The organism is Burkholderia sp. Leaf177 (genome assembly GCF_001424345.1).
In the GTDB taxonomy this organism is placed as follows: domain Bacteria; phylum Pseudomonadota; class Gammaproteobacteria; order Burkholderiales; family Burkholderiaceae; genus Caballeronia.
In genome coordinates, this window is sequence record NZ_LMPF01000005.1 from 50,201 (window position 1) to 70,614 (window position 20,414).

The window sequence follows — 20,414 nt, forward strand, 5'->3', positions numbered from 1 at the left end:
CTTTCGCCCGGCTTACTCGGCTGTTGCGCGGAGGTCTCGGAAGCGTTGATTTTGTTGGAATAAGCGTTGACTGAATGACGAAGTCTAACGTTTGCGACGCGTGTATCGGAGCCGTAATGCCGCCGTTTGCAGACACTTAATGCCTTTACGTTAGCCATTTGGCTGAATGGTGACAACCGCTCTTGCTGCTCACAATTCTGTCATTGCCAGTGCCCGAACAGTTCGGCGCGCGGCCGGACAAGTGAGGTAGAGCATGGGTACGCAAGCGGCATTGCGTGGATCGGTTTTGACGGTGACGCGGCGGTTCGCGGCGGGTATCGACGTGAGCGAGCGGGCCGTTCGATTGGCGGTCGTCAGCAAGCGGCTGCAGGCAAACCGGCCGGTTTGTGTCGAGCGGCTGGAGGAAGTCTTGTTGCCAAGGGGCGCTGTGGTTAGTGGCGATTTTATCGATCGCGCCATTATTTCAGCGGCGTTGCGCGAGGCGTTTTCGCGGCTGCCGGCGCGGGGCGCCCTGCGCTCGCTTCGGTGCGCCATGGCGTTGCCTGCTTCGGCGACGCTCACTACGCGCGTATTGCTCGACAAGCTGACGAACGAGCGGCAGAAGCCCGGGCGCGATCCGCGGGGCGTGCTCGAACCGGCAGTTCTGGCCGAGGCCGAGCGCCTGGCGGGTATCGAACGTGGCGCGCTGTCCGTGGATTGGGCAATTTATGAACGCGATGACGGCTGTACCGAGGTTTCGATTGCCGCCACTGCGCGCCAATACGTGGAGTCGCGCGTGGAGGCGGCGGCGGGCGCCGATATTGTGCTGAGCGCAATCGATGGCGAGCCCGGCGCCGCGTTGCGCGCGTTGTGTTATTCGGCTGCTATGGAGATCGATCGGGAGGAGCGTTTTATCGCGTGCTGGGTTGAAAGTTCGGGGCTGCATGCGTGGGTTGTCGGCGAAGACGGCGTTGAGAACGAGATGCGATATCCGTCGCCGGAATACTCGAGCGCGATCGAGGCGTTGACGGATCTTGTCGGCAGTGGGCCGCGCGTGAACTGGATTTACATAGGCGGCGATATCGAGCTGCTGCAGCGAGCGGGGGTATCGACGCAAATGCTCGTCGCCGCGTTCGGGTGCCCCGTCATGCCGTTCGAATGCGCGCCGTTTTGCAATGGCGCGCAACGCGTGGACGAACGCCTCGCACATTCACCTTTGTTTGCCGTTGCGCTAGGCCTTGCGCTGCGCGAGGTCATGCCATGAGCGCAGTCGCATTGCATGCTTTCAATTTGCTGCCGTATCGGCCGGGTGCACGGCGTCGGGCGCGCAATCGCGCGCTGGCGCTGCTCGCCGGTGCGAGCGTTGCGGGATGCGGCGCGGTCGGCGCCGTTGCCGGTTGGGATGCGCTGACGCGCGCTCGGCTGGAGGAACATCGTGCTGTGCTTGATCAGGCGCTTACCAGGTTGAACGGGCCTTTGGCAGAGCACACGCGTCTGGTCGAGCAGGAAGCGTCGCGGCGGCGCGCCGAAAGTGCCGCTGTGCCGATCGCCGAGCCACGTGCGTGGTTTCTCGGTTTGCTCGATGCGCTGGCGCAAGGCGCGTCGCAGGGAAACGTGAGTTTGCAGCGCGTCACGCAACGCTCGAGCGAGGTAGAGCTTGCCGCAAGCGCGCCGGATTCCCAGGCGGCTGCAGCTTGGCTAAAGGCGCTTGAAGATGTGCCGGGTGTGCGGGCTGTCGAGATTATCGATATGCGCCGGCGAGTGACTGCAGTGCGGTCGCCGTCAGTAAAAGACCTGCGGGCAGCTTCGGCGGGCATGCAGGACAAGTCTGGCGGGTATGACTTCATCGCGGTGGTTCGATGGACCGACGGCATTGCCAGCGCGAAGAACGCGAAGGAGCTCAAGGTTGGCAAGCGCGGGCTTTCTTCGTCTAAATCTGCGGCCCGGAGAGACGCGCGATGAAAACGCCACATGTACTTCAGCGCGCAAGTATTTTCGCACTGCTGGCCGAGCCTCTCGATGCCTGGAGCAACTGCAGGATTGCAGTGACAGGCGTTGCCGTGGGCGCTCTGGTGTTTGCATCGGGTGTTGCGTTATGGCGCTCGTCCGATCTGAGCGGCACGCAAGCAAGCCGTTCGGCGCTTGCCGATGTCCAGCATCGGCTTGATCGCGCTCGCGCCGTGGCCGGCGAACTGCCCGCCATGCGCACGCGGCTCGGACGTGACGCGAGTCCGTTGCGCTGGACCATCGCCGACGCGCTTCACGAAATCACTGCGCTCGCCGCTCAAAGCGGATTGCGGATCGGGGCAGTGGAGCCATCGGTCCAAAAGGGCGAGGGCATCGAAATCGAGCGGCCGTTGCGGTTTCGCGCGGAAGGTTCGTTCGGCGAGATCCGGCGCTTCATGGATGCGCTCGAGGGATTGCCGCGTCTGGTCGTTCCCGCCGATGTGCAAATGAAGCGAGATCCTTTGGTCAGTAATTCGCTTGGACTCGACGCGACGCTGCGGGTATTCGAGACGTTGCCGGCAGTATCGCGTCCGGAGCCATCGCGGCGGGACGCATTCGCGATCGATCCATTCGGCGTGAAAAACGGCGCCGGCACTGGCGAAGCTGGCGAGATGCTTCTCGTCGGCACTTTGCGAAGCCAGAGTCGATCGATGGCGCTGCTGGAAACCGCGGCGGGCGTTGCTGGATTTGCACCGGGTCAAACGGTCGGCGAGGAGCAGGTTGGCCGCGTTCGTGCGCGATCAATCGAATTGCGTCGTGGCGATGGCGCTGTGCGGACGATTGGTTTTGTCGAGGATCGGCCATGAGCTGTGTACGTTTCATGGCTCGGCGGAATCGAGCGGCGCTTTGGCGGACGACGACGGTACGTTGTGTCGTCGCTATTTTGATGCTGCAGGCTTTCGGCGTTGGTGCAGCCATTCCGCCCTTGCCACCTTTGCCGGCGAACCTCCCGCTGACGCTGCCTACTGATCAGTTTGCGGAAAACACATCGGTGGAAGTTCCGACGCAATCGGCGGCCGAGCCGTCCGGGGACGATGGCGGCTGGCTCGCGCCGGTGATAGCTCCCGCACCCGCCGCACCCGCTGCAACCATCGACGCCGCCCCGCCACTGGAAGGTCCGCCCACGCCGTTGCCGCCTGTTCAGCGCATGAGCCGCAGCGCGCCCGGTGCTTCGAGCGCGGCGAACGACGACGGCAAGCCGATCTCGCTGAATCTGAAAAACGCGGACCTGAGCGCCGTGCTTCAAACGTTCGCGAAGTTTTCGGGCGTGAACATCGTGGCGAGCGACAAGATTCGCGGACAGGTATCGATCAATCTCGTCGATGTCCCGTGGCGGCGCGCGTTCGACACGCTTCTCGACGTCCACGGCCTCGCCATGGAACGGCACGGCGACGTGATCTGGGTCGCGCCACTGACCGAGTTGGCAGCGCGCGAGCGCCTTCGCTACGAGGCTCATGCGCGTGCCGCCGACCTTGAGCCGCTCGGCAGCCGCACATTCGTGCTGCGCTACCCGCGCGCCGACGACGTAAGAAAATTGCTCACTGGCTCGGGCAGCCAGCGAGTGTTGTCGAAGCGCGGTTCCGTCATGGCAGACGCCCGCACGAACCTGCTCTTCGTCACTGACCTCGAAGCGCGCGTCGCGCAGATTGCGGAGTTGATCGCGCGGATCGACCAGCCGACGCCGCAAGTGATGATCGAGGCGCGCATCGTGGAAGGCGATACCGGCTTTTCGCGCAATCTCGGCGTGAAGCTGTCGATGACACCCACGGGCGAGGGCACCGCGCGTGGCCTCGTGGCGGGCCCGGACGGCGCGGTGCTTGATCTGTCGGCGCGGCCCATCGGCGGATTCGATGCAGCGACGGCGGGCCTCACGCTCTTCGCCGCGCAGGCGACGCGGCTGCTGAATGTCGAGCTGAGCGCGCTCGAAGCAGAAGGGCGCGGCGAGATCGTGTCGAGTCCGCGCGTGGTCACGGCCGACCGCGTGAAGGCGATTGTCGAGCAGGGCACGGAATTGCCGTATCAGGCGAAGGTCGGAAACGGCGTTTCGGGCGTGCAGTTCCGCCGCGCCGCGCTAAAACTGGAGGTCGAGCCGCAAATTACGCCGCATGGGCATGTGATCCTGGACCTGGATGTATCGAAGGACAGTGTTGGCGAGCAGACCGCCGCGGGTCCGGCGATCAACACGAAACACGTCCAGACGCGCGTGGAAGTGGAAGACGGCGGCACGGTGGCGATTGGCGGGATATATTCGAGCGACGAGCGCGATGACGTTACCCGCGTTCCGCTACTCGGTAAAATTCCGGGATTGGGCTGGCTTTTTCGTCACTCCGCGCGCCGCAATTCGCGCAGCGAACTGGTCATTTTCATCACCCCACATATCGTCCCGGCGCGCTTGTGAAGGCCGCCGGCAAGCCTGTGGCGAGCGTTCGGCGCCCCCCTTCGGCTCGACAAAGCGGTCCTTTTGCCTTTAAGCTCCCGCACGAACGGGACCAGAATCGGGACCGGAATCAATGCAAAGGTAAGCGAGTTGGAAGCCGGGCAAACGAACTCGAACGTATTTTTCGTCGGACTCATGGGGGCAGGGAAGACCACCGTGGGGCGGGCGGTTGCGCGCCGTTTGCAGCGTTCGTTCATCGATTCCGACCTCGAGATCGAGGCGCGAACGGGCGCGCGCATTCCCGTGATCTGGGAAGTCGAGGGCGAAGAAGGTTTCCGGCAACGGGAAGCGGATGTGATCGAGGAGTTGTCGCGACGCGAGAATATAGTGCTCGCGACGGGCGGCGGCGCGATCCTACGGCCGGAGAACCGCAATCATCTGAAGAGTCGCGGCCTCGTGATCTATCTGCGCGCCACGCCGCACGAACTGTGGCAGCGTACGCGGCGCGACAAAAACCGGCCGCTGCTGCAGACCGACGACCCGCGCGGCAAGCTGGAAGCGCTCTACAAGGCGCGCGATCCGCTGTATCAGGAGTGCGCGCATTTCATCGTGGAAACGGGGCGGCCGACGGTGAACAACCTCGTCAACATGGTGTTGATGCAACTGGAGATGGCCGGCATCGCCAAGCCGGCTACGTCATAATGTTGGCCATGATTACCGTAAATGTCGAACTGGGCGATCGCGCCTATCCCATCCATATTGGTGCCGAACTGATTGGCCGCACGGAGCTGTATGCGCCGCATATTGCGGGGTCGTCGGTTGCGATCGTCACCAACACGACGGTCGATCCGCTTTATGGCGATGCACTGCGCGCGGCGCTTAAACCGCTCGGCAAGAAGGTCACGACCATCGTGCTTCCCGATGGCGAAGCGCACAAGAATCTCGACACGCTCAACCAGATCTTCACCGCGCTGCTGACCGAACGCGCCGACCGCAAGACCACGTTGATTGCGCTGGGCGGCGGCGTGATCGGCGACATGACCGGGTTCGCAGCGGCGAGCTACATGCGCGGGATTCCGTTTATCCAGGTGCCGACCACGCTGCTTTCGCAGGTGGATTCGTCGGTGGGCGGGAAGACCGGCATCAACCATCCGCTCGGCAAGAACATGATCGGCGCGTTTTATCAGCCGCAGGCGGTGATCGCGGATATCAGCGTATTGCGCACGCTTGCGCCACGCGAGCTTGCAGCTGGTATTGCGGAAGTGATCAAGACCGGCGCCATCGCCGATAGCGAATTCTTCGACTGGATCGAGGCGAACACGCCCGCGCTGAACGACTGCGACGCTACTGCGCTCGCGCATGCGGTGAAGCGCTCGTGTGAAGTGAAGGCATCGGTCGTTGCCGCCGATGAACGCGAAGGCGGCCTGCGCGCGATCCTAAACTTCGGGCATACCTTCGGTCACGCAATCGAAGCGGGACTCGGCTACGGCGAGTGGCTGCATGGCGAGGCGGTTGGAACGGGCATGGTCATGGCTGCGGATCTTTCGGTGCGGCTCGGCCGGCTCGACGAAAAATCGCGGGCGCGTCTGGTTCGCGTGATCGCGGACGCCAAGCTTCCGGTTAAGGCGCCGGCGCTGGGCGCGGATCGTTATATCGACTTGATGAAAGTCGACAAGAAGGCCGAAGCGGGCGAGATCAAGTTCATTCTGCTCAAGCGGTTCGGCGAGACCGAAATCGCAGGCGCGCCAGATGAAACCGTCCGCGCGACGCTTGCGGCCAGTATCTGAGCGACAGCGTTCAGCGCAATCTCCCGGGTAAAGCTGCACCGGCTTCCCGGCGCCGCGTAAGCTTCAGGCGCGGGTTTCAAAAAGAACAAAGAATCAACGAACAAAAGGACAAGAGGTCAACTCGCGCCAATGGCCGCTGACCGGACGCGGTGAAAGCTGCGTTCCAGCGTAGCCGTTGCCGGGCAGAACAGAACGACGATTCGGAGCAGCCGGTGAGCGACAAGACATTGCAGGTTTCCAGCATCACACCGAAGCCGTTCGCACTCGAGGCGCATCTCGCGCCGTTTGCGGCGCATTCCGCCCAATCTCGCGGCCGCCGTTTCGAAGAAAAAGCGCCGGCCGCGCGCACCGAATTTCAGCGCGACCGCGATCGCATCGTCCATTCGACTGCATTTCGGCGGCTCGAATACAAGACGCAGGTTTTCGTGAACCACGAAGGCGACCTGTTCCGCACACGCCTGACTCATAGCCTGGAAGTCGCGCAGATCGCGCGGTCTGTCGCACGCAATCTGCGCGTGAACGAGGATCTGGTCGAAGCCATTTCGCTTGCGCACGATCTCGGCCATACGCCGTTCGGCCATGCCGGACAGGACGCGCTCAACGAATGCATGAGCGAGCACGGCGGTTTCGAACACAACCTGCAAAGCCTTGTGGTTGTCGATGAACTCGAAGAGCACTATGGCGCATTCGACGGACTCAACCTCTGCTTCGAAACGCGCGAAGGCATTCTCAAACATTGTTCGCGCGAAAACGCATTGAAGCTCGGCGAACTGGGCGAGCGCTTCCTGAACCGCAAGCAGCCATCCATTGAAGCGCAGATCGCGAATGTCGCCGACGAAATCGCCTACAACAATCACGATGTCGACGACGGCCTGCGTTCTGGCCTGATCACACTCGACCAGCTCGCCAACGTCGCGCTGTGGCAGACGCATTACGAAACGGCGCGTGCCGAATACCCGGACATCGAGGGGCGCAGGCTGATTCACGAGACTATCCGGCGGATTATCAATACGCTGATCGTGGATCTGATCGAGGCGACGAACGAGAATCTCGCGCGGGTCAATCCGCAATCCGTGGATGACGTGCGCAACGCGCCCGCTCTCGTTGCGCACGGACCGGCCGTCGCGGCCCAGGCCACCGAGCTCAAGCGTTTCCTGTACAAGAATCTCTATCGCCATTATCGCGTGATGCGCATGGCCAACAAGGCGCAGCGCGTGATCACCGGCCTCTTCAAGGCGTTCATCGACGACCCGCGCCTGTTGCCGCCCGACTACCAGGCGCGCGCGCCGGTCGCGGAGGAATCGGCGAACGATAATCACTCCGCCGCTTCCGCCGGAAACACTACGCAGGCAAGGCTGATCGCGCATTACATCGCGGGAATGACAGACCGGTACGCGCTAAAAGAATACGGACGTCTGTTCGTCATCGACGACAACTAGAATCGCGCGTTCAGGGATTTTCGAATCCCTTTTTCGCGAGAAACACGCAAATTCCACCGGGTTCAAGGAGACGTTACTCATGAGTAGTCGCAAGCTGCTGGTCAGCTCCATTTCCCTCGCCGCCGCGCTCACGTTTGGCGCAAGCCAGGCGCAGGCTGCAACCGAAATCCAGTTCTGGCATGCAATGGAATCCGCGCTCGGCGAGCGTGTGAACGACATCGCGAACGACTTCAACAAGTCGCAAAGCGACTACAAGATCGTGCCGGTTTTCAAGGGCAGCTACGACCAGACGCTGGCGGCGGGCATTGCGGCGTATCGCAGCGGCAACGCTCCGGCCATCCTGCAGGTTTATGAAGTCGGCACGGCCACGATGATCCAGGCCAAGAAAGCCGTGATCCCCGTCTCCGATGTTTTCAAGCAAGCCGGTGTTCCGCTCGACGAAAAGGCGTTCGTGCCGACCATCGCGAGTTATTACAGCGACTCGAAAACCGGCCATCTGATTTCGATGCCGTTCAACAGCTCCACGCCCGTGCTGTACTACAACAAGGACGCGTTCAAGAAAGCGGGCATCGATCCAACGCATCCGCCGAAAACCTGGGGCGAACTCGAAGCCGATTCCAAGAAGCTGAAAGCGGCCGGCATGTGCGGGTATTCGTCGGGCTGGCAAAGCTGGATTCAGCTGGAGAACTACAGCGCGTGGCACGGTGTGCCGTTTGCGTCGAAGAACAATGGTTTCGATGGTTCCGACGCCGTGCTCGAATTCAACAAGCCGCTGCAGGTCGCGCACATCCAGTTCCTGCAGAACATGGCGAAGGACGGCACGTTCACGTACGTTGGCCGCAAGGACGAAGCGGTATCGAAGTTCTATAGCGGCGATTGCGGCATTGTGACGAACTCGTCGGGCTCGCTCGCCAACATCAAGAAATATGCGAAGTTCAGCTTCGGCACGGGCATGATGCCCTACGACGAAAGCGTGAAGGGCGCACCGCAGAACGCGATCATTGGCGGCGCGAGCCTTTGGGTGCTGTCGGGCAAGGACGCGGCAACGTACAAGGGCGTCGCGAAGTTCCTCGCGTACTTGACGTCGCCGGCGGTTGCGGCGAAATGGCATCAGGACACAGGTTATCTGCCGGTTACCACAGCCGCGTATGAATTGACGCAAAAGCAGGGTTTCTACGACAAGAATCCCGGCTCCGATACCGCCATCAAGCAGATGCTGAACAAGCCGCCGCTGCCGTTCACGAAGGGCTTGCGTCTGGGCAACATGCCGCAAATCCGCACGATCGTCGACGAAGAGCTCGAACAAGTGTGGGCGCAAAAGAAGACGCCGAAAGAAGCGCTGGATTCAGCCGCATCGCGCGGCGACGATCTGCTGCGCCGCTTCGAAAAAGCGGGAAGCTAAGAGCGCGCCATGGAGAAACGATCGCGGTTCAATACGAGCCTGCTGCCTTATCTGCTGGTCGCGCCGCAGCTCGCGATCACCGCGCTCTTTTTTCTGTGGCCGGCGGGCGAGGCGCTGTGGCAGGCCACGCAAACGCAGGACGCGTTTGGGACATCGAGTGAGTTTGTCGGTTTGGCGAACTTCAAGCAGATCTTCACCGATCCGCTTTACCTCTCTTCGTTCAACACGACGATCATCTTCTGCACGCTCGTCACCGTGTCCGGGCTTGTCATTTCGCTGTTGCTTGCAGCGTGCGCCGATCGCGTGACGCGCGGCGCCAGGACGTATCAGACGCTGTTGATCTGGCCGTACGCGGTGGCGCCTGCGATTGCAGCCGTGTTGTGGTCGTTCTTGTTCAATCCGAGTATTGGCCTGGTGACGTATGCGCTCGCGAAATACGGCATTGTCTGGAATCACGCGCTGAACGGTTCGCAAGCCATGTTTCTGGTGGTGCTGGCGTCCGTGTGGAAACAGGTGAGCTACAACTTCCTGTTTTTTTATGCCGGCTTGCAGGCCATTCCGCGATCGCTGATCGAAGCAGCAGCCATCGATGGCGCCGGTCCCGTGCGCCGCTTCTTCGGGATCGCGTTGCCGTTGTTGTCGCCGACAAGCTTCTTCCTGCTGACCGTGAATGTGGTCTACGCTTTCTTCGATACCTTCCCGGTTATCGATGCCGCAACCGGCGGCGGCCCCGCGCAGTCCACGAAGACGCTCATCTACAAGATCTTCGCCGAAGGTTTCCAGGGACTCGATATCGGCAGTTCCGGCGCGCAGTCCGTCGTGCTGATGGTGATCGTGGTGGCGTTGACCATCGTGCAATTCCGCTTTATTGAACGCCGGGTCCAGTACTCATGATCGAGAACCGTCGCGGTTTCGACCTCTTTTGCCACGCGGTGCTGATCGTCGGCGTGGTGCTGGTCGTGTTTCCGGTGTACATCGCGTTTTGCGCGGCCACCATGAGCGAAGCCGAAGTCTTCAACGTGCCGCTCTCGCTCGTGCCGAGCACGCATTTGTTCGAGAACGTTGCGCACATCTGGACGCATGGCAGCGGCAGCGCGGCGAGTCCCTTCGGCCGCATGCTGATGAACAGCCTTGTCATGGCGCTCGTGATTTCCATCGGGAAAATCGTCATTTCGATGCTGTCCGCATATGCCATCGTGTTCTTTCGCTTTCCGTTCAAGAACCTCGCGTTCTGGCTCATTTTCATCACGCTGATGCTGCCCGTGGAAGTGCGGATTTTTCCGACGGTGCAAGTGGTTTCATCGATGCATATGAGCAACACGTACGCCGGTTTGACGCTGCCGCTGATTGCGTCGGCGACAGCGACGTTCCTGTTCCGCCAGTTCTTCATGACGCTGCCCGATGAACTCATGGAAGCGGCGCGCATCGACGGCGCGGGCGCATTGCGTTTCCTGTGGGACGTGGTGCTGCCGCTCTCGAAGACGAACATTGCCGCGCTTTTCGTGATCACGTTCATCTATGGCTGGAACCAGTACTTGTGGCCCATCCTGATCAGCAGCGACCAGTCGATGCAAACCGCGGTCGTCGGCATCAAGAGCATGATCGCGTCGGGCGACACGGCCACCGAATGGCATCTCGTGATGACCGCGACCTTGCTCGCGATGCTGCCGCCGCTCGCCGTGGTGCTGAGCATGCAGCGCTGGTTCGTGCGTGGTCTTGTCGATTCAGAAAAATAACGGAGCTTATTCAATGATCCTTGAAGTCGCGCAATTGCCGGTGAAGGCCGGCGAAGAAACTGCATTCGAAACGGCGTTCGCTCAGGCCGAGAAGATCATCTCGGCGCAACCGGGATTTCTCTCGCACGAACTCGTGCGCGGCGCCGACGCAAACAATGGCTCGCAATACGTTTTACTCGTGCGATGGGAAACGGTCGCCGCGCATCAGGACGGTTTTCGCAATTCGGCCGGATACCAGGAATGGCGCGAATTGCTGCACAAATTCTATGAACCGGGTGTCGCGGTCGCGCATTTCGCGACGGTCGCGGGCGCACTGAAATAAGGCGGGTCGATGGCTGCACTAAGCCTTCAAAGCGTCAAGAAAACGTACGACGGCAAGCAGTTCGTGCTGCATGGCATCGACGTGCAAGTCGCCGATGGTGAATTCGTCGTCATGGTCGGGCCGTCGGGCTGCGGTAAATCCACGTTGCTGCGGATGGTCGCGGGACTCGAAAGCGTGTCCGAAGGGACGATTTCCATCGGCGAGAAGGTGGTGAACACGCTCGAGCCGAAGGATCGCGATATTGCAATGGTGTTCCAGAATTACGCGCTGTATCCGCACATGAGCGTCGCGCAGAACATGGCGTATGCGCTGAAGATCGGCGGCGTGAGCAAGGCCGATATCGACCGGCGCGTGCAGAACGCGGCGAAGATCCTGGAGCTCGAACCGTTGCTGCAGAGAAAGCCGCGTGAGTTGTCGGGTGGTCAGCGTCAGCGCGTGGCGATGGGCCGCGCGATCGTGCGCGAACCGGCGGTGTTTCTCTTCGACGAACCGCTTTCCAATCTCGACGCCAAACTTCGCGTGCAAATGCGGCTGGAGATTCAGCGGCTGCACGCACGGCTCGGGACCACGAGCCTGTATGTCACGCACGATCAGATTGAAGCCATGACGCTCGCTCAGCGCGTGATCGTGATGAACCGCGGTTACGCCGAGCAGATCGGGCCGCCGACCGAAGTGTACGAGCGCCCGGCGACAGTTTTCGTGGCAAGTTTCATCGGCTCGCCGGCCATGAATTTGATGGACGGCCGCGTTTCGGACGACGGTTCCACCTTCGATGTCGCCGGCAACGGTCCACGTCTGCCGCTCGCTGGCATGAACGCGCTGACGCAGGATCTGAAGGGTCGTGAATGGACGCTGGGAATCCGGCCGGAACACATGCTGCCGGGACAGCCGGGCGCGCACGTGACGCTCACCGTGGATTCCTGCGAACTCCTCGGCGCGGACAATCTGGCGCACGGCCGCTGGGGCAATCACGACGTTGCAGTGCGCTTGCCGCATGAACATCGGCCGGCGCGCGGTGAAGCGCTTGAAGTTGCGCTGCCCGCGCATCGGCTGCATATTTTCGATCCGCAGACCGGCCAACGCGTGAACTGAAAGGACGATTGACGATGAAAACCTGGCCCTATCCGCGCATCGTCGCGCATCGTGGCGGCGGCAAAGTTGCGCCGGAAAACACGCTGGACGGAATCGACACCGGCGCACGGCTCGGCCTGAAAATGATCGAGTTCGACGCGAAATTATCGGCGGATAACGTCGTGTTTTTGCTACACGACGACCTCGTTGATCGCACATCCGATGGTCGCGGTCCGGCAAAAACCATGCGCTACGATGAAATCGCCACGCTCGATGCCGGCACGTGGTTCGACCCGCGTTTCAAGGGCGCCCGCATGCCGACGCTCGCGCAAGTCGCCGAACGATGCTTCCAGCATGGGATCGCGGCGAACATCGAAATCAAGCCGTGCGAAGGGCGGGACGTGGAAACCGGCGTTCTCGTGGCGCAAGAGGCAGCGCGCTTATGGGCCGATGCCGGGCCCGCGCCGCTGTTGTCATCGTTTTCGTATGCGGCGCTCGAAGCTGCCGCCGAGGCCGCGCCCGACCTGCCGCGCGGAATGCTTTACGAGGACATTCCCGCCGATTGGCGCGCGCAGGCAGCGGCGCTCTCGTGCGTGTCGCTGCACGCGGACCACGCGAAGCTCAATGAAGCGCTGGTCCGCGAGATCAAGGACTCGGGCCTGCGGATCCTGGCGTACACGGTGAATGAGCCAGCCCGAGCCCGCGAACTTGCGCAGTGGGGCGTGGATGCGATCTGTACGGATCGTATCGATGTAATCGGTGCGGATTTTCTCGAATGAGCAGCAAATAAAAAGCGCGCGCCGGGCTATCCCGGAGCGCGCTTTTCACGACGCTAAAAGTTGTAACTTAGCGCGCGCGAGCCAGCAACACGCCCGCGACGAGCGCGAGGCCACCGACCAGGGCAATGGTTTGCCAGGGTTTATCGTGAATATAAGTGTCCGCATCGGCCAGCGCTGCATTGGCGCGGGCGCGTACTGCATCTTGCGTGTCGTTCAAACGGGCACGCGCCGAATCCACGCGTTTGCTCAACTGGGCGCGCAACGCGGCGACATCCGCCGATGTGCCTTCGGACAACGTCTCTTCAATCTCCGAAATCAGCGTGCGAAGTTCGCCGCCAATGTCTTGCGCTGCGTCACTGCTGTGCCGTGAAATCCGGCGAGCACGGCGGCTGGTGGAGTTCCATGAATCTCCGATGGCGTCTCGCGTATTGGGAAATGCGTTCATAGGATCGCTCCGTCGATGGATGAATCGTGGATGGGCGCAAACGTATCAAAGTTTGCGGAAACGCTGAAGGTGAGCAAGTTGGATGCCGGTTCAAGCGTCGTCCTCGACATTGCGCGCTGAAGCCTTGCGGCGCACGGCATCCGATCGATTGGAAAGATGTCGACTGAGTAGAAACTGCGTTGGCGTTCACTTAAGTGACACAACTACAAGTCATTTTTACAAGCGGATAGAAACAAAACGCCGCTGCGTTTCGCACGTAGCGGCGTTCGTTTGCTTAGCCGGAAGAAAACGTCAGAACCGGTAACCGATGTTCAGATACGTCACGATCGGATTCAGCCGGAGCTTCGCCTCGGTTTTCACCGTAAGCGGTCCGACCGGCGTCTGAGCCTGTGTGGTCAGCTTTGCGGTGGCATGCAACGGCACGAAGGAGAGCGAGAAGCCGGCAAACCAGTGCTCCGAGAATGCATAAGTGAGACCTGCATTAAACACCGGAGCCCAGGAACGATCCGTTGATACGTCGGTCGGACCATGCAGCACGTTGGCCTCGAAGCCGGTATTGGTGATCTTGGCGTCGGTGAACCACACACGCGTCACGCCAATACCAACGTACGGACGCAACTTCGCTTGTGGCTGCATAAAGTAATACTTCAGAAGAAACGTCGGGCTCCATTGCTTGGCCGTTCCGACCGTGCCGTAGCCCGAGTAACTCTTGTCGCCCTTGAGGTCGAATTTCGGTGGGATGCCCATTACGAATTCGCCTGCGATGTGATCAGTGACGAAGTAGCCCGCGGTAAAGCCTGCAGTATCGGCATTCGAGAGACTGGCGCCAGTGTTGGGCACTTCAATGCCAACCGGCGATCCACCTACACTCGTCTCCTTGAGCGGGCCGCTGCTCGAAAGCGGCGCGAAGTGGAACCATCCCGTAGTGAAGTAGAACGTATTTGCCGATTGCGCGTGTGCCGCGCCAGTGATGCAGGTAAATGCTGCAATCCCCGTGACTACCTGTTTTATTTTCATTGAGTGCTCCTCCGAGAAAGCACGCTAATTATGAACAGAACATTTGAAACAAACCACGTTTCGCCGCAAAGCGTTTTCCCTAAGAGGAATGCTGGCTCCAATTGGGTTAGCGCGATGCACACGATGCATAAAACTGTCTCGTACACCTGACTTCTCTCGTCGATGCGAATTGCCGGCATCTCGACGAAAATTTTCAAGGTGGCCCAGAATATCGTTTGGACAGACCCCCGGGAGCGCCGGCCGCCCGAATCCCTGTCTCCAGAATTTCCTTGAACCCGATCAACGCCCGACCAACGGAAAATCCAGAATGGCACGGCTTGCACGACTCTACGTTCCCGAACAGCCGCAACACGTTATCTTGCGCGGCCTCGACCAGCAGCCCGCTTTTATCGATGCTCCGGACTACGAGCTTTTTATCGAATGTCTGCGGACTGCATCGCGCGACCACAATCTCGCCATCCACGCCTACGCGCTGATGCCCGGCGCGGTGCATTTGCTCGTCACGCCCCGCGACGAAGCGAGCTTGCCAAAAGCCATGCAGGCGGTCGGCAGGCGGTACGTCGCGCACTTCAATCGCCGGTATGCACGTCGCGGCACGTTATGGGAAGGCCGCTATCGTGCAACGGTGATAGAAGGTGAGACGTATTTCCTGCTCGCCAGCCGCGTGGTCGAAATGGCGCCGGTGCAAGCGGGGCTTGCGGCCACGCCACAGGACTACAAGTGGTCGAGCTATCGCCATCACATTGGGCTGACACTCGACAGCCTGATCACCGACCATCCGCTTTACTGGAAACTCGGCAATACGCCGTTCGAACGCCAGCGCGCGTATCTGGAACTGTGCGAACAACCGCTCGACGAACGCGAAGCCAATCGTCTCCTTCAAGCAACGCTCAAGGGTTGGGTGCTCGGCAGCGATGCGTACCGCGAGTGGGCGGCGCGTGCAGCCAACCGGCGCGTTTCGCCGCTGCCGCGCGGCCGGCCTCGCAAAATACGCGAAACACCACAGACTCAATAACGGAGTTTTGTGCAAGAACTGAAGAATGAACTAACGGCGTGACGACAAAAATCGCTACGCCGTTTTATTTTTTCCCATTTGATATGGAACTAATAAAATGGGGCATTCATGCACCAAGTCGATAATTGGTGTCATATCAATGCGTTTTGATTGCCAACTGCTTGATTGATCGCGTATATTTCGTTTTCCGGCGGTTCGGGGCGCATTGCGTCCATTGCTTACCCGGCTTCGCGATCATTGCAAGGTTCAGGGTCTTGGCCTGCCATCGACGCGAGCAACGCATAAAACATGTTCAACGGCCGTCCGCGGCCTCCCCACAGAACACGGTGACCCATGAACGAACAATTGCCGCCGACTCTCGGTTCCGCTCCCGCCGCGCAGGGCATGTACGACCCCGAGAACGAACACGACTCGTGTGGCGTCGGGTTTGTCGCTCATATCAAGGGCAAGAAGCGCCACGAAATCATTCAGCAGGGTCTCAAGATCCTCGAAAACCTCGACCATCGTGGCGCAGTTGGCGCCGACAAGCTGATGGGCGACGGCGCGGGCATCCTGATCCAGATCCCCGATGGGTTTTATCGTGAGGAAATGGCGAAGCAGGGCGTAACGTTGCCGCCGGAAGGCGAGTACGGCGTGGGCATGATCTTCCTGCCGAAAGAACACGCTTCGCGGCTGGCTTGCGAGCAGGAACTCGAGCGCACGGTGAAAGCCGAAGGCCAGGTCGTGCTCGGCTGGCGAGATGTTCCCGTTGACGCCACCATGCCGATTTCGCCGACCGTGAAAGCGAGCGAACCGCTGATCCGGCAAATCTTCATTGGCCGTGGAAAAGATATCGTCGTGACCGACGCGCTCGAGCGCAAGCTGTACGTGATCCGCAAGACGGCTAGTCACCGGATCCAGGCGCTCAAGCTCAAGCACGGCAAGGAATACTTCGTACCGTCGATGTCGGCGCGTACCGTCGTCTACAAAGGCCTGTTGCTGGCCGGTCAGGTCGGCGTGTATTACCGCGACCTGCAGGACGAGCGCACCGTCTCGGCACTCGCGCTCGTGCACCAGCGCTTCTCCACGAACACGTTCCCCGCATGGGAGCTCGCGCACCCGTATCGCATGATTGCGCACAACGGTGAAATCAACACCGTGAAGGGCAACGTCAATTGGCTGAACGCGCGCACCGGCGCGATCGCCAGCTACGTGCTGGGCGACGACCTGCCGAAACTCTGGCCGCTGATCTATCCGGGCCAGTCGGACACTGCATCGTTCGATAACTGCCTTGAATTGCTTGTGATGGCGGGTTATCCGCTTGTCCACGCCATGATGATGATGATCCCGGAAGCCTGGGAACAGCACACGTTGATGGACGACAACCGCCGCGCGTTCTACGAATATCACGCAGCCATGATGGAACCGTGGGACGGCCCGGCCGCCATCGCGTTCACCGATGGCCGCCAGATCGGCGCCACGCTGGACCGCAACGGCCTGCGTCCCGCGCGTTATGTCATCACGGACGACGACCTCGTGATTCTCGCGTCGGAGGCGGGCGTGCTGCCCGTGCCGGAATCGAAGATCGTCAAGAAGTGGCGTCTGCAGCCGGGCAAGATGTTCCTGATCGACATGGAACAAGGCCGGATCATCGACGACAAGGAACTCAAGGACAACCTCGCGAACGGCAAGCCGTACAAGAGCTGGATCGACGCCGTGCGCATCAAGCTCGACGAGATCGAGCCGAAAGCCGAGGAAGTCGAAACGCAGCGTCGCGAGGCGGCCGCTTTGCTGGATCGTCAGCAGGCGTTCGGCTACACGCAGGAAGACGTCAAGTTCCTGATGGCGCCAATGGCGCAACTGGGTGAGGAAGCTGTCGGGTCCATGGGCAACGACTCGCCGCTGGCGGTCATGTCCAACAAGAACAAGACGCTGTATCACTACTTCAAGCAATTGTTCGCGCAGGTCACAAATCCGCCGATCGACCCGATCCGCGAGAACATGGTGATGTCGCTGGTGTCGTTCGTCGGCCCGAAGCCGAACCTGCTCGATACGACCAACATTAACCCCACGATGCGCCTCGAAGTCTCGCAGCCTGTGCTCGACTTCAAGGACATCGCGAAGATTCGCGCCATCGATAAATACACCGGCGGCAAGTTCAGTTCCTACGAGCTGAGCATCTGCTATCCGGTCGTGTGGGGCAACGAAGGCGTGGAAGCACGCCTGGCTTCGCTTTGCGCGGAAGCCGTGGACGCGGTGAAATCCGGCTACAACATGTTGATCGTGTCCGATCGCAAGATGGATCGCGACAACCTGGCCATTCCGGCGCTGTTGGCTACGTCCGCCATTCATACGCATCTCGTGCAGCACGGTTTGCGCACGAGCACGGGTCTGGTCGTGGAAACGGGATCGGCGCGCGAGACGCATCACTTTGCGTTGCTCGCCGCATATGGCGCGGAAGCCGTGCATCCGTACCTCGCGCTGGAAACGCTCGCGCAGATGGCCGAAGGCCTGAAGGGCGATCTTTCCGCCGACAAAGCCATCTACAACTACACGAAAGCGGTCGGCAAGGGCTTGTACAAAGTCATGTCCAAGATGGGCATTTCCACGTACATGTCGTACACGGGCGCGCAGATTTTCGAAGCGGTCGGTCTCGCGAGTGATCTGGTCGAGAAGTACTTCAAGGGCACGGCGTCGAAGGTTGGCGGTATCGGCATTTTCGAAGTGGCCGAGGAAGCGATCCGTCTGCATCGTGAGGCGTTTGGTGAGAATCCCATCCTCGCGACCATGCTCGATGCCGGCGGTGAATATGCGTATCGCGTGCGCGGTGAAGAGCACATGTGGACGCCGGATGCGATCGCCAAGCTGCAGCATTCCACCCGCAGCAATTCGTATCAGACGTACAAGGAATACGCGCATCTGATCAACGATCAGACCCGGCGTCATATGACGTTCCGTGGTTTGTTCGAGTTCAAGGTCGATCCCGCGAAGGCCATTCCGCTCGATGAAGTGGAGCCGGCGAAGGAGATCGTCAAGCGCTTTGCGACGGGCGCCATGTCGCTCGGTTCGATCAGCACCGAAGCGCACGCTACGCTGGCCGTGGCCATGAACCGTATTGGCGGGAAGTCGAACACGGGTGAAGGCGGCGAGGACGCGAACCGGTATCGCAATGAGTTGCGCGGCATTCCGATCAAGAACGGCGACACCATGCGCTCGGTTATCGGCGATGAAGTCGTCACCGATATCCCGCTGAAAGACGGCGATTCGCTGCGTTCGCGCATCAAGCAAGTGGCGTCCGGACGCTTTGGCGTGACAGCGGAATATCTGTCGTCGGCGGATCAGATCCAGATCAAGATGGCGCAGGGCGCGAAGCCGGGCGAAGGCGGACAACTGCCGGGCCACAAGGTCAGCGATTACATTGGCAAGTTGCGTTATTCGGTGCCGGGCGTGGGCCTGATTTCGCCGCCGCCGCATCACGATATCTATTCCATCGAAGACCTGGCGCAGCTGATTCACGATCTGAAAAACGTGAACGCGTCGTCGAGCGTGTCGGTAAAGCTGGTGTCGGAAGTGGGCGTTGGAACGGTCGCCGCCGGCGTTGCCAAGGCAAAGGCCGATCACGTCGTGATCGCGGGCCATGATGGCGGCACGGGCGCTTCGCCGTTGTCATCGTTGAAGCACGCGGGAACGCCGTGGGAATTGGGTCTTGCCGAAACGCAGCAGACGCTCGTGCTCAACCGTCTGCGCGGCCGTATTCGCGTGCAGGCCGACGGTCAGATGAAGACAGGCCGCGACGTGGTGATCGGTGCGCTGCTCGGCGCCGATGAATTCGGTTTTGCGACCGCGCCGCTCGTGGTGCAAGGTTGCATCATGATGCGCAAATGTCACCTGAACACGTGCCCGGTCGGCGTCGCTACGCAAGATCCGGTGCTGCGCGCCAAGTTCACCGGGCAGCCGGAACACGTCGTGAACTTCTTCTTCTTCATTGCGGAAGAAGTGCGGGAAATCATGGCTCAGCTTGGCGTTCGCAAGTTCGATGACCTCATTGGCCACGCCGAATTGCTCGATACAAAGAAAGGCGTCGAGCATTGGAAAGCGAAGGGCCTGGACTTCTCGAAGGTGTTTTATCAAGTGCCGAACGACGGCAGCATCGCGACGAAGCACGTCGAGACGCAGGATCACGGCCTCGAGAAAGCGCTGGATCACGTGTTGATCGAGAAGTCGAAGGCGGCCATTGAGAAGGGCGAGCATGTTTCGTTTATCCAGCCGGTGCGCAACGTGAACCGTACAGTTGGCGCAATGCTGTCGGGTCTCGTCGCGCGCAAACACGGCCATGACGGTCTCGCCGATGACGCCATCCACATTCAGTTGAAGGGCACGGCGGGGCAAAGTTTCGGCGCGTTCCTGGCGAAGGGCATCACGCTGGATCTCGTCGGCGACGGCAACGACTACGTCGGCAAGGGTCTCTCGGGCGGCCGCATCATCATTCGCCCGACGAACGATTTCCGCGGCAAGTCGGAAGAAAACATCATCTGCGGCAACACGGTTTTGTACGGCGCGATTGAAGGCGAAGCCTATTTCCGCGGCGTTGCGGGTGAGCGTTTCGCCGTGCGTAACTCGGGTGCGACGGCGGTTGTGGAAGGCACGGGCGATCACGGCTGCGAGTACATGACCGGCGGCACGGTGGTCGTGCTTGGCGAGACCGGCCGGAACTTCGCGGCGGGCATGTCGGGCGGCGTGGCGTTTGTCTACGATCCGGACGGCACGTTCGGCGGCAAGGCTAACAAGGCGATGGTCGCGCTCGATCCGGTTCTGCAACAAGCCGAACAGGAACGCACGGTTGATCGCGCGTTGTGGCACACCGGCCAGACCGATGAAGCTTTGCTCAAGGGCTTGATCGAGCGGCACTTCCAGACCACTGGATCGCCGCGCGCGAAAGCGTTGCTCGAGAGCTGGGATGCGTCGCGCCGTCAGTTCGTGAAGGTGTTCCCGACGGAGTACAAGCGGGCGCTCGGCGAACTGGGCGCAAAGAAAGCGAAAGACGCGATCGCCGCCTGAG

17 protein-coding genes are annotated in these 20,414 nt (G+C 60.7%); 15 read left to right on the plus strand and 2 right to left on the minus strand.

Features of this window, described 5'->3' with window-relative positions:
* The first annotated feature begins 253 nt into the window (after positions 1-253).
* From pilM to ugpQ, 13 genes are all read left to right on the plus strand, one after another.
* Complete coding sequence (pilM, locus tag ASG35_RS08440; RefSeq protein ID WP_056355475.1) at positions 254-1,243, plus strand: type IV pilus biogenesis protein PilM; 990 nt, start codon at positions 254-256, stop codon at positions 1,241-1,243.
* Positions 1,240-1,941: a hypothetical protein gene (locus tag ASG35_RS08445; RefSeq protein WP_056355480.1), complete on the plus strand. Its 702-nt coding sequence runs from the start codon at positions 1,240-1,242 to the stop codon at positions 1,939-1,941. Before pilM ends, ASG35_RS08445 begins: the two co-directional genes overlap by 4 nt.
* Positions 1,938-2,792 (plus strand): type 4a pilus biogenesis protein PilO, encoded by an 855-nt coding sequence (gene pilO, locus ASG35_RS08450; RefSeq protein ID WP_056355483.1) that lies wholly within the window; start codon positions 1,938-1,940, stop codon positions 2,790-2,792. The genes ASG35_RS08445 and pilO overlap by 4 nt, the downstream gene beginning before the upstream one ends.
* Positions 2,793-2,872: 80 nt before the next feature.
* Positions 2,873-4,384 carry a type IV pilus secretin PilQ gene (locus tag ASG35_RS08455; RefSeq protein WP_056355486.1) on the plus strand — a complete coding sequence of 504 codons (1,512 nt, stop codon included), beginning with the start codon at positions 2,873-2,875 and terminating at the stop codon, positions 4,382-4,384.
* 174 nt (positions 4,385-4,558) lie between these two features.
* Positions 4,559-5,065, plus strand: coding sequence for a shikimate kinase (locus tag ASG35_RS08460; RefSeq protein WP_442854819.1), 507 nt, complete (start codon positions 4,559-4,561; stop codon positions 5,063-5,065).
* An 8-nt stretch (positions 5,066-5,073) separates the two neighbouring features.
* A complete protein-coding gene (gene aroB / locus ASG35_RS08465) occupies positions 5,074-6,150 on the plus strand; it encodes a 3-dehydroquinate synthase (RefSeq protein ID WP_056355634.1) in 1,077 nt (358 codons plus the stop codon).
* 212 nt (positions 6,151-6,362) lie between these two features.
* On the plus strand, positions 6,363-7,589 hold the full coding sequence (locus tag ASG35_RS08470) for a deoxyguanosinetriphosphate triphosphohydrolase (protein WP_056355635.1): 1,227 nt from the start codon (positions 6,363-6,365) through the stop codon (positions 7,587-7,589).
* Between the two features lie 79 nt (positions 7,590-7,668).
* The gene (gene ugpB, locus ASG35_RS08475; protein WP_056355492.1) at positions 7,669-8,991 is read left to right on the plus strand and encodes a sn-glycerol-3-phosphate ABC transporter substrate-binding protein UgpB; all 1,323 of its coding nucleotides are present in this window, start codon (positions 7,669-7,671) and stop codon (positions 8,989-8,991) included.
* Positions 8,992-9,000: 9 nt separating this feature from the next.
* Positions 9,001-9,885 carry a sn-glycerol-3-phosphate ABC transporter permease UgpA gene (ugpA, locus tag ASG35_RS08480; protein WP_056355496.1) on the plus strand — a complete coding sequence of 295 codons (885 nt, stop codon included), beginning with the start codon at positions 9,001-9,003 and terminating at the stop codon, positions 9,883-9,885.
* Positions 9,882-10,727, plus strand: a complete 846-nt coding sequence (gene ugpE, locus ASG35_RS08485; protein ID WP_056355499.1) for a sn-glycerol-3-phosphate ABC transporter permease UgpE — start codon at positions 9,882-9,884, stop codon at positions 10,725-10,727. The genes ugpA and ugpE overlap by 4 nt, the downstream gene beginning before the upstream one ends.
* A gap of 13 nt (positions 10,728-10,740) precedes the next feature.
* Complete coding sequence (locus tag ASG35_RS08490) at positions 10,741-11,049, plus strand: antibiotic biosynthesis monooxygenase family protein (protein ID WP_056355501.1); 309 nt, start codon at positions 10,741-10,743, stop codon at positions 11,047-11,049.
* Between the two features lie 9 nt (positions 11,050-11,058).
* Positions 11,059-12,141 (plus strand): sn-glycerol-3-phosphate import ATP-binding protein UgpC, encoded by a 1,083-nt coding sequence (locus ASG35_RS08495; protein ID WP_056355504.1) that lies wholly within the window; start codon positions 11,059-11,061, stop codon positions 12,139-12,141.
* Positions 12,142-12,155: 14 nt separating this feature from the next.
* The gene (gene ugpQ / locus ASG35_RS08500; protein ID WP_056355507.1) at positions 12,156-12,899 is read left to right on the plus strand and encodes a glycerophosphodiester phosphodiesterase; all 744 of its coding nucleotides are present in this window, start codon (positions 12,156-12,158) and stop codon (positions 12,897-12,899) included.
* Between the two features lie 67 nt (positions 12,900-12,966).
* Here ugpQ and ASG35_RS08505 read toward each other — a convergent pair whose 3' ends face one another.
* Positions 12,967-13,344 carry a DUF883 family protein gene (locus ASG35_RS08505; protein ID WP_056355510.1) on the minus strand — a complete coding sequence of 126 codons (378 nt, stop codon included), beginning with the start codon at positions 13,342-13,344 and terminating at the stop codon, positions 12,967-12,969.
* Positions 13,345-13,635: 291 nt separating this feature from the next.
* Positions 13,636-14,361, minus strand: coding sequence for an OmpW/AlkL family protein (locus tag ASG35_RS08510; protein WP_056355512.1), 726 nt, complete (start codon positions 14,359-14,361; stop codon positions 13,636-13,638).
* 307 nt (positions 14,362-14,668) lie between these two features.
* Here ASG35_RS08510 and ASG35_RS08515 point away from each other — a divergent pair, with 307 nt between their 5' ends.
* Together ASG35_RS08515 and ASG35_RS08520 are read left to right on the plus strand one after the other, a co-directional pair.
* The gene (locus tag ASG35_RS08515) at positions 14,669-15,376 is read left to right on the plus strand and encodes a transposase (RefSeq protein ID WP_056355514.1); all 708 of its coding nucleotides are present in this window, start codon (positions 14,669-14,671) and stop codon (positions 15,374-15,376) included.
* A gap of 333 nt (positions 15,377-15,709) precedes the next feature.
* Complete coding sequence (locus ASG35_RS08520; protein WP_056355516.1) at positions 15,710-20,413, plus strand: glutamate synthase-related protein; 4,704 nt, start codon at positions 15,710-15,712, stop codon at positions 20,411-20,413.
* The last annotated feature ends 1 nt before the right edge of the window (position 20,414 follow it).

Coding starts and splice junctions, on each gene's coding strand:
- ASG35_RS08490 (WP_056355501.1), top strand. CDS start 10,741: ATGATCCTTGAAGTCGCGCAATTGCCGGTGAAGGCCGGCGAAGAAACT.
- ASG35_RS08505 (WP_056355510.1), bottom strand. CDS start 13,344: ATGAACGCATTTCCCAATACGCGAGACGCCATCGGAGATTCATGGAAC.
- ugpA (WP_056355496.1), top strand. CDS start 9,001: ATGGAGAAACGATCGCGGTTCAATACGAGCCTGCTGCCTTATCTGCTG.
- ASG35_RS08515 (WP_056355514.1), top strand. CDS start 14,669: ATGGCACGGCTTGCACGACTCTACGTTCCCGAACAGCCGCAACACGTT.
- ASG35_RS08455 (WP_056355486.1), top strand. CDS start 2,873: ATGCTGCAGGCTTTCGGCGTTGGTGCAGCCATTCCGCCCTTGCCACCT.
- ASG35_RS08495 (WP_056355504.1), top strand. CDS start 11,059: ATGGCTGCACTAAGCCTTCAAAGCGTCAAGAAAACGTACGACGGCAAG.
- ugpE (WP_056355499.1), top strand. CDS start 9,882: ATGATCGAGAACCGTCGCGGTTTCGACCTCTTTTGCCACGCGGTGCTG.
- ASG35_RS08510 (WP_056355512.1), bottom strand. CDS start 14,361: ATGAAAATAAAACAGGTAGTCACGGGGATTGCAGCATTTACCTGCATC.
- pilM (WP_056355475.1), top strand. CDS start 254: ATGGGTACGCAAGCGGCATTGCGTGGATCGGTTTTGACGGTGACGCGG.
- aroB (WP_056355634.1), top strand. CDS start 5,074: ATGATTACCGTAAATGTCGAACTGGGCGATCGCGCCTATCCCATCCAT.
- ugpQ (WP_056355507.1), top strand. CDS start 12,156: ATGAAAACCTGGCCCTATCCGCGCATCGTCGCGCATCGTGGCGGCGGC.
- ugpB (WP_056355492.1), top strand. CDS start 7,669: ATGAGTAGTCGCAAGCTGCTGGTCAGCTCCATTTCCCTCGCCGCCGCG.
- pilO (WP_056355483.1), top strand. CDS start 1,938: ATGAAAACGCCACATGTACTTCAGCGCGCAAGTATTTTCGCACTGCTG.
- ASG35_RS08460 (WP_442854819.1), top strand. CDS start 4,559: ATGGGGGCAGGGAAGACCACCGTGGGGCGGGCGGTTGCGCGCCGTTTG.
- ASG35_RS08520 (WP_056355516.1), top strand. CDS start 15,710: ATGAACGAACAATTGCCGCCGACTCTCGGTTCCGCTCCCGCCGCGCAG.
- ASG35_RS08445 (WP_056355480.1), top strand. CDS start 1,240: ATGAGCGCAGTCGCATTGCATGCTTTCAATTTGCTGCCGTATCGGCCG.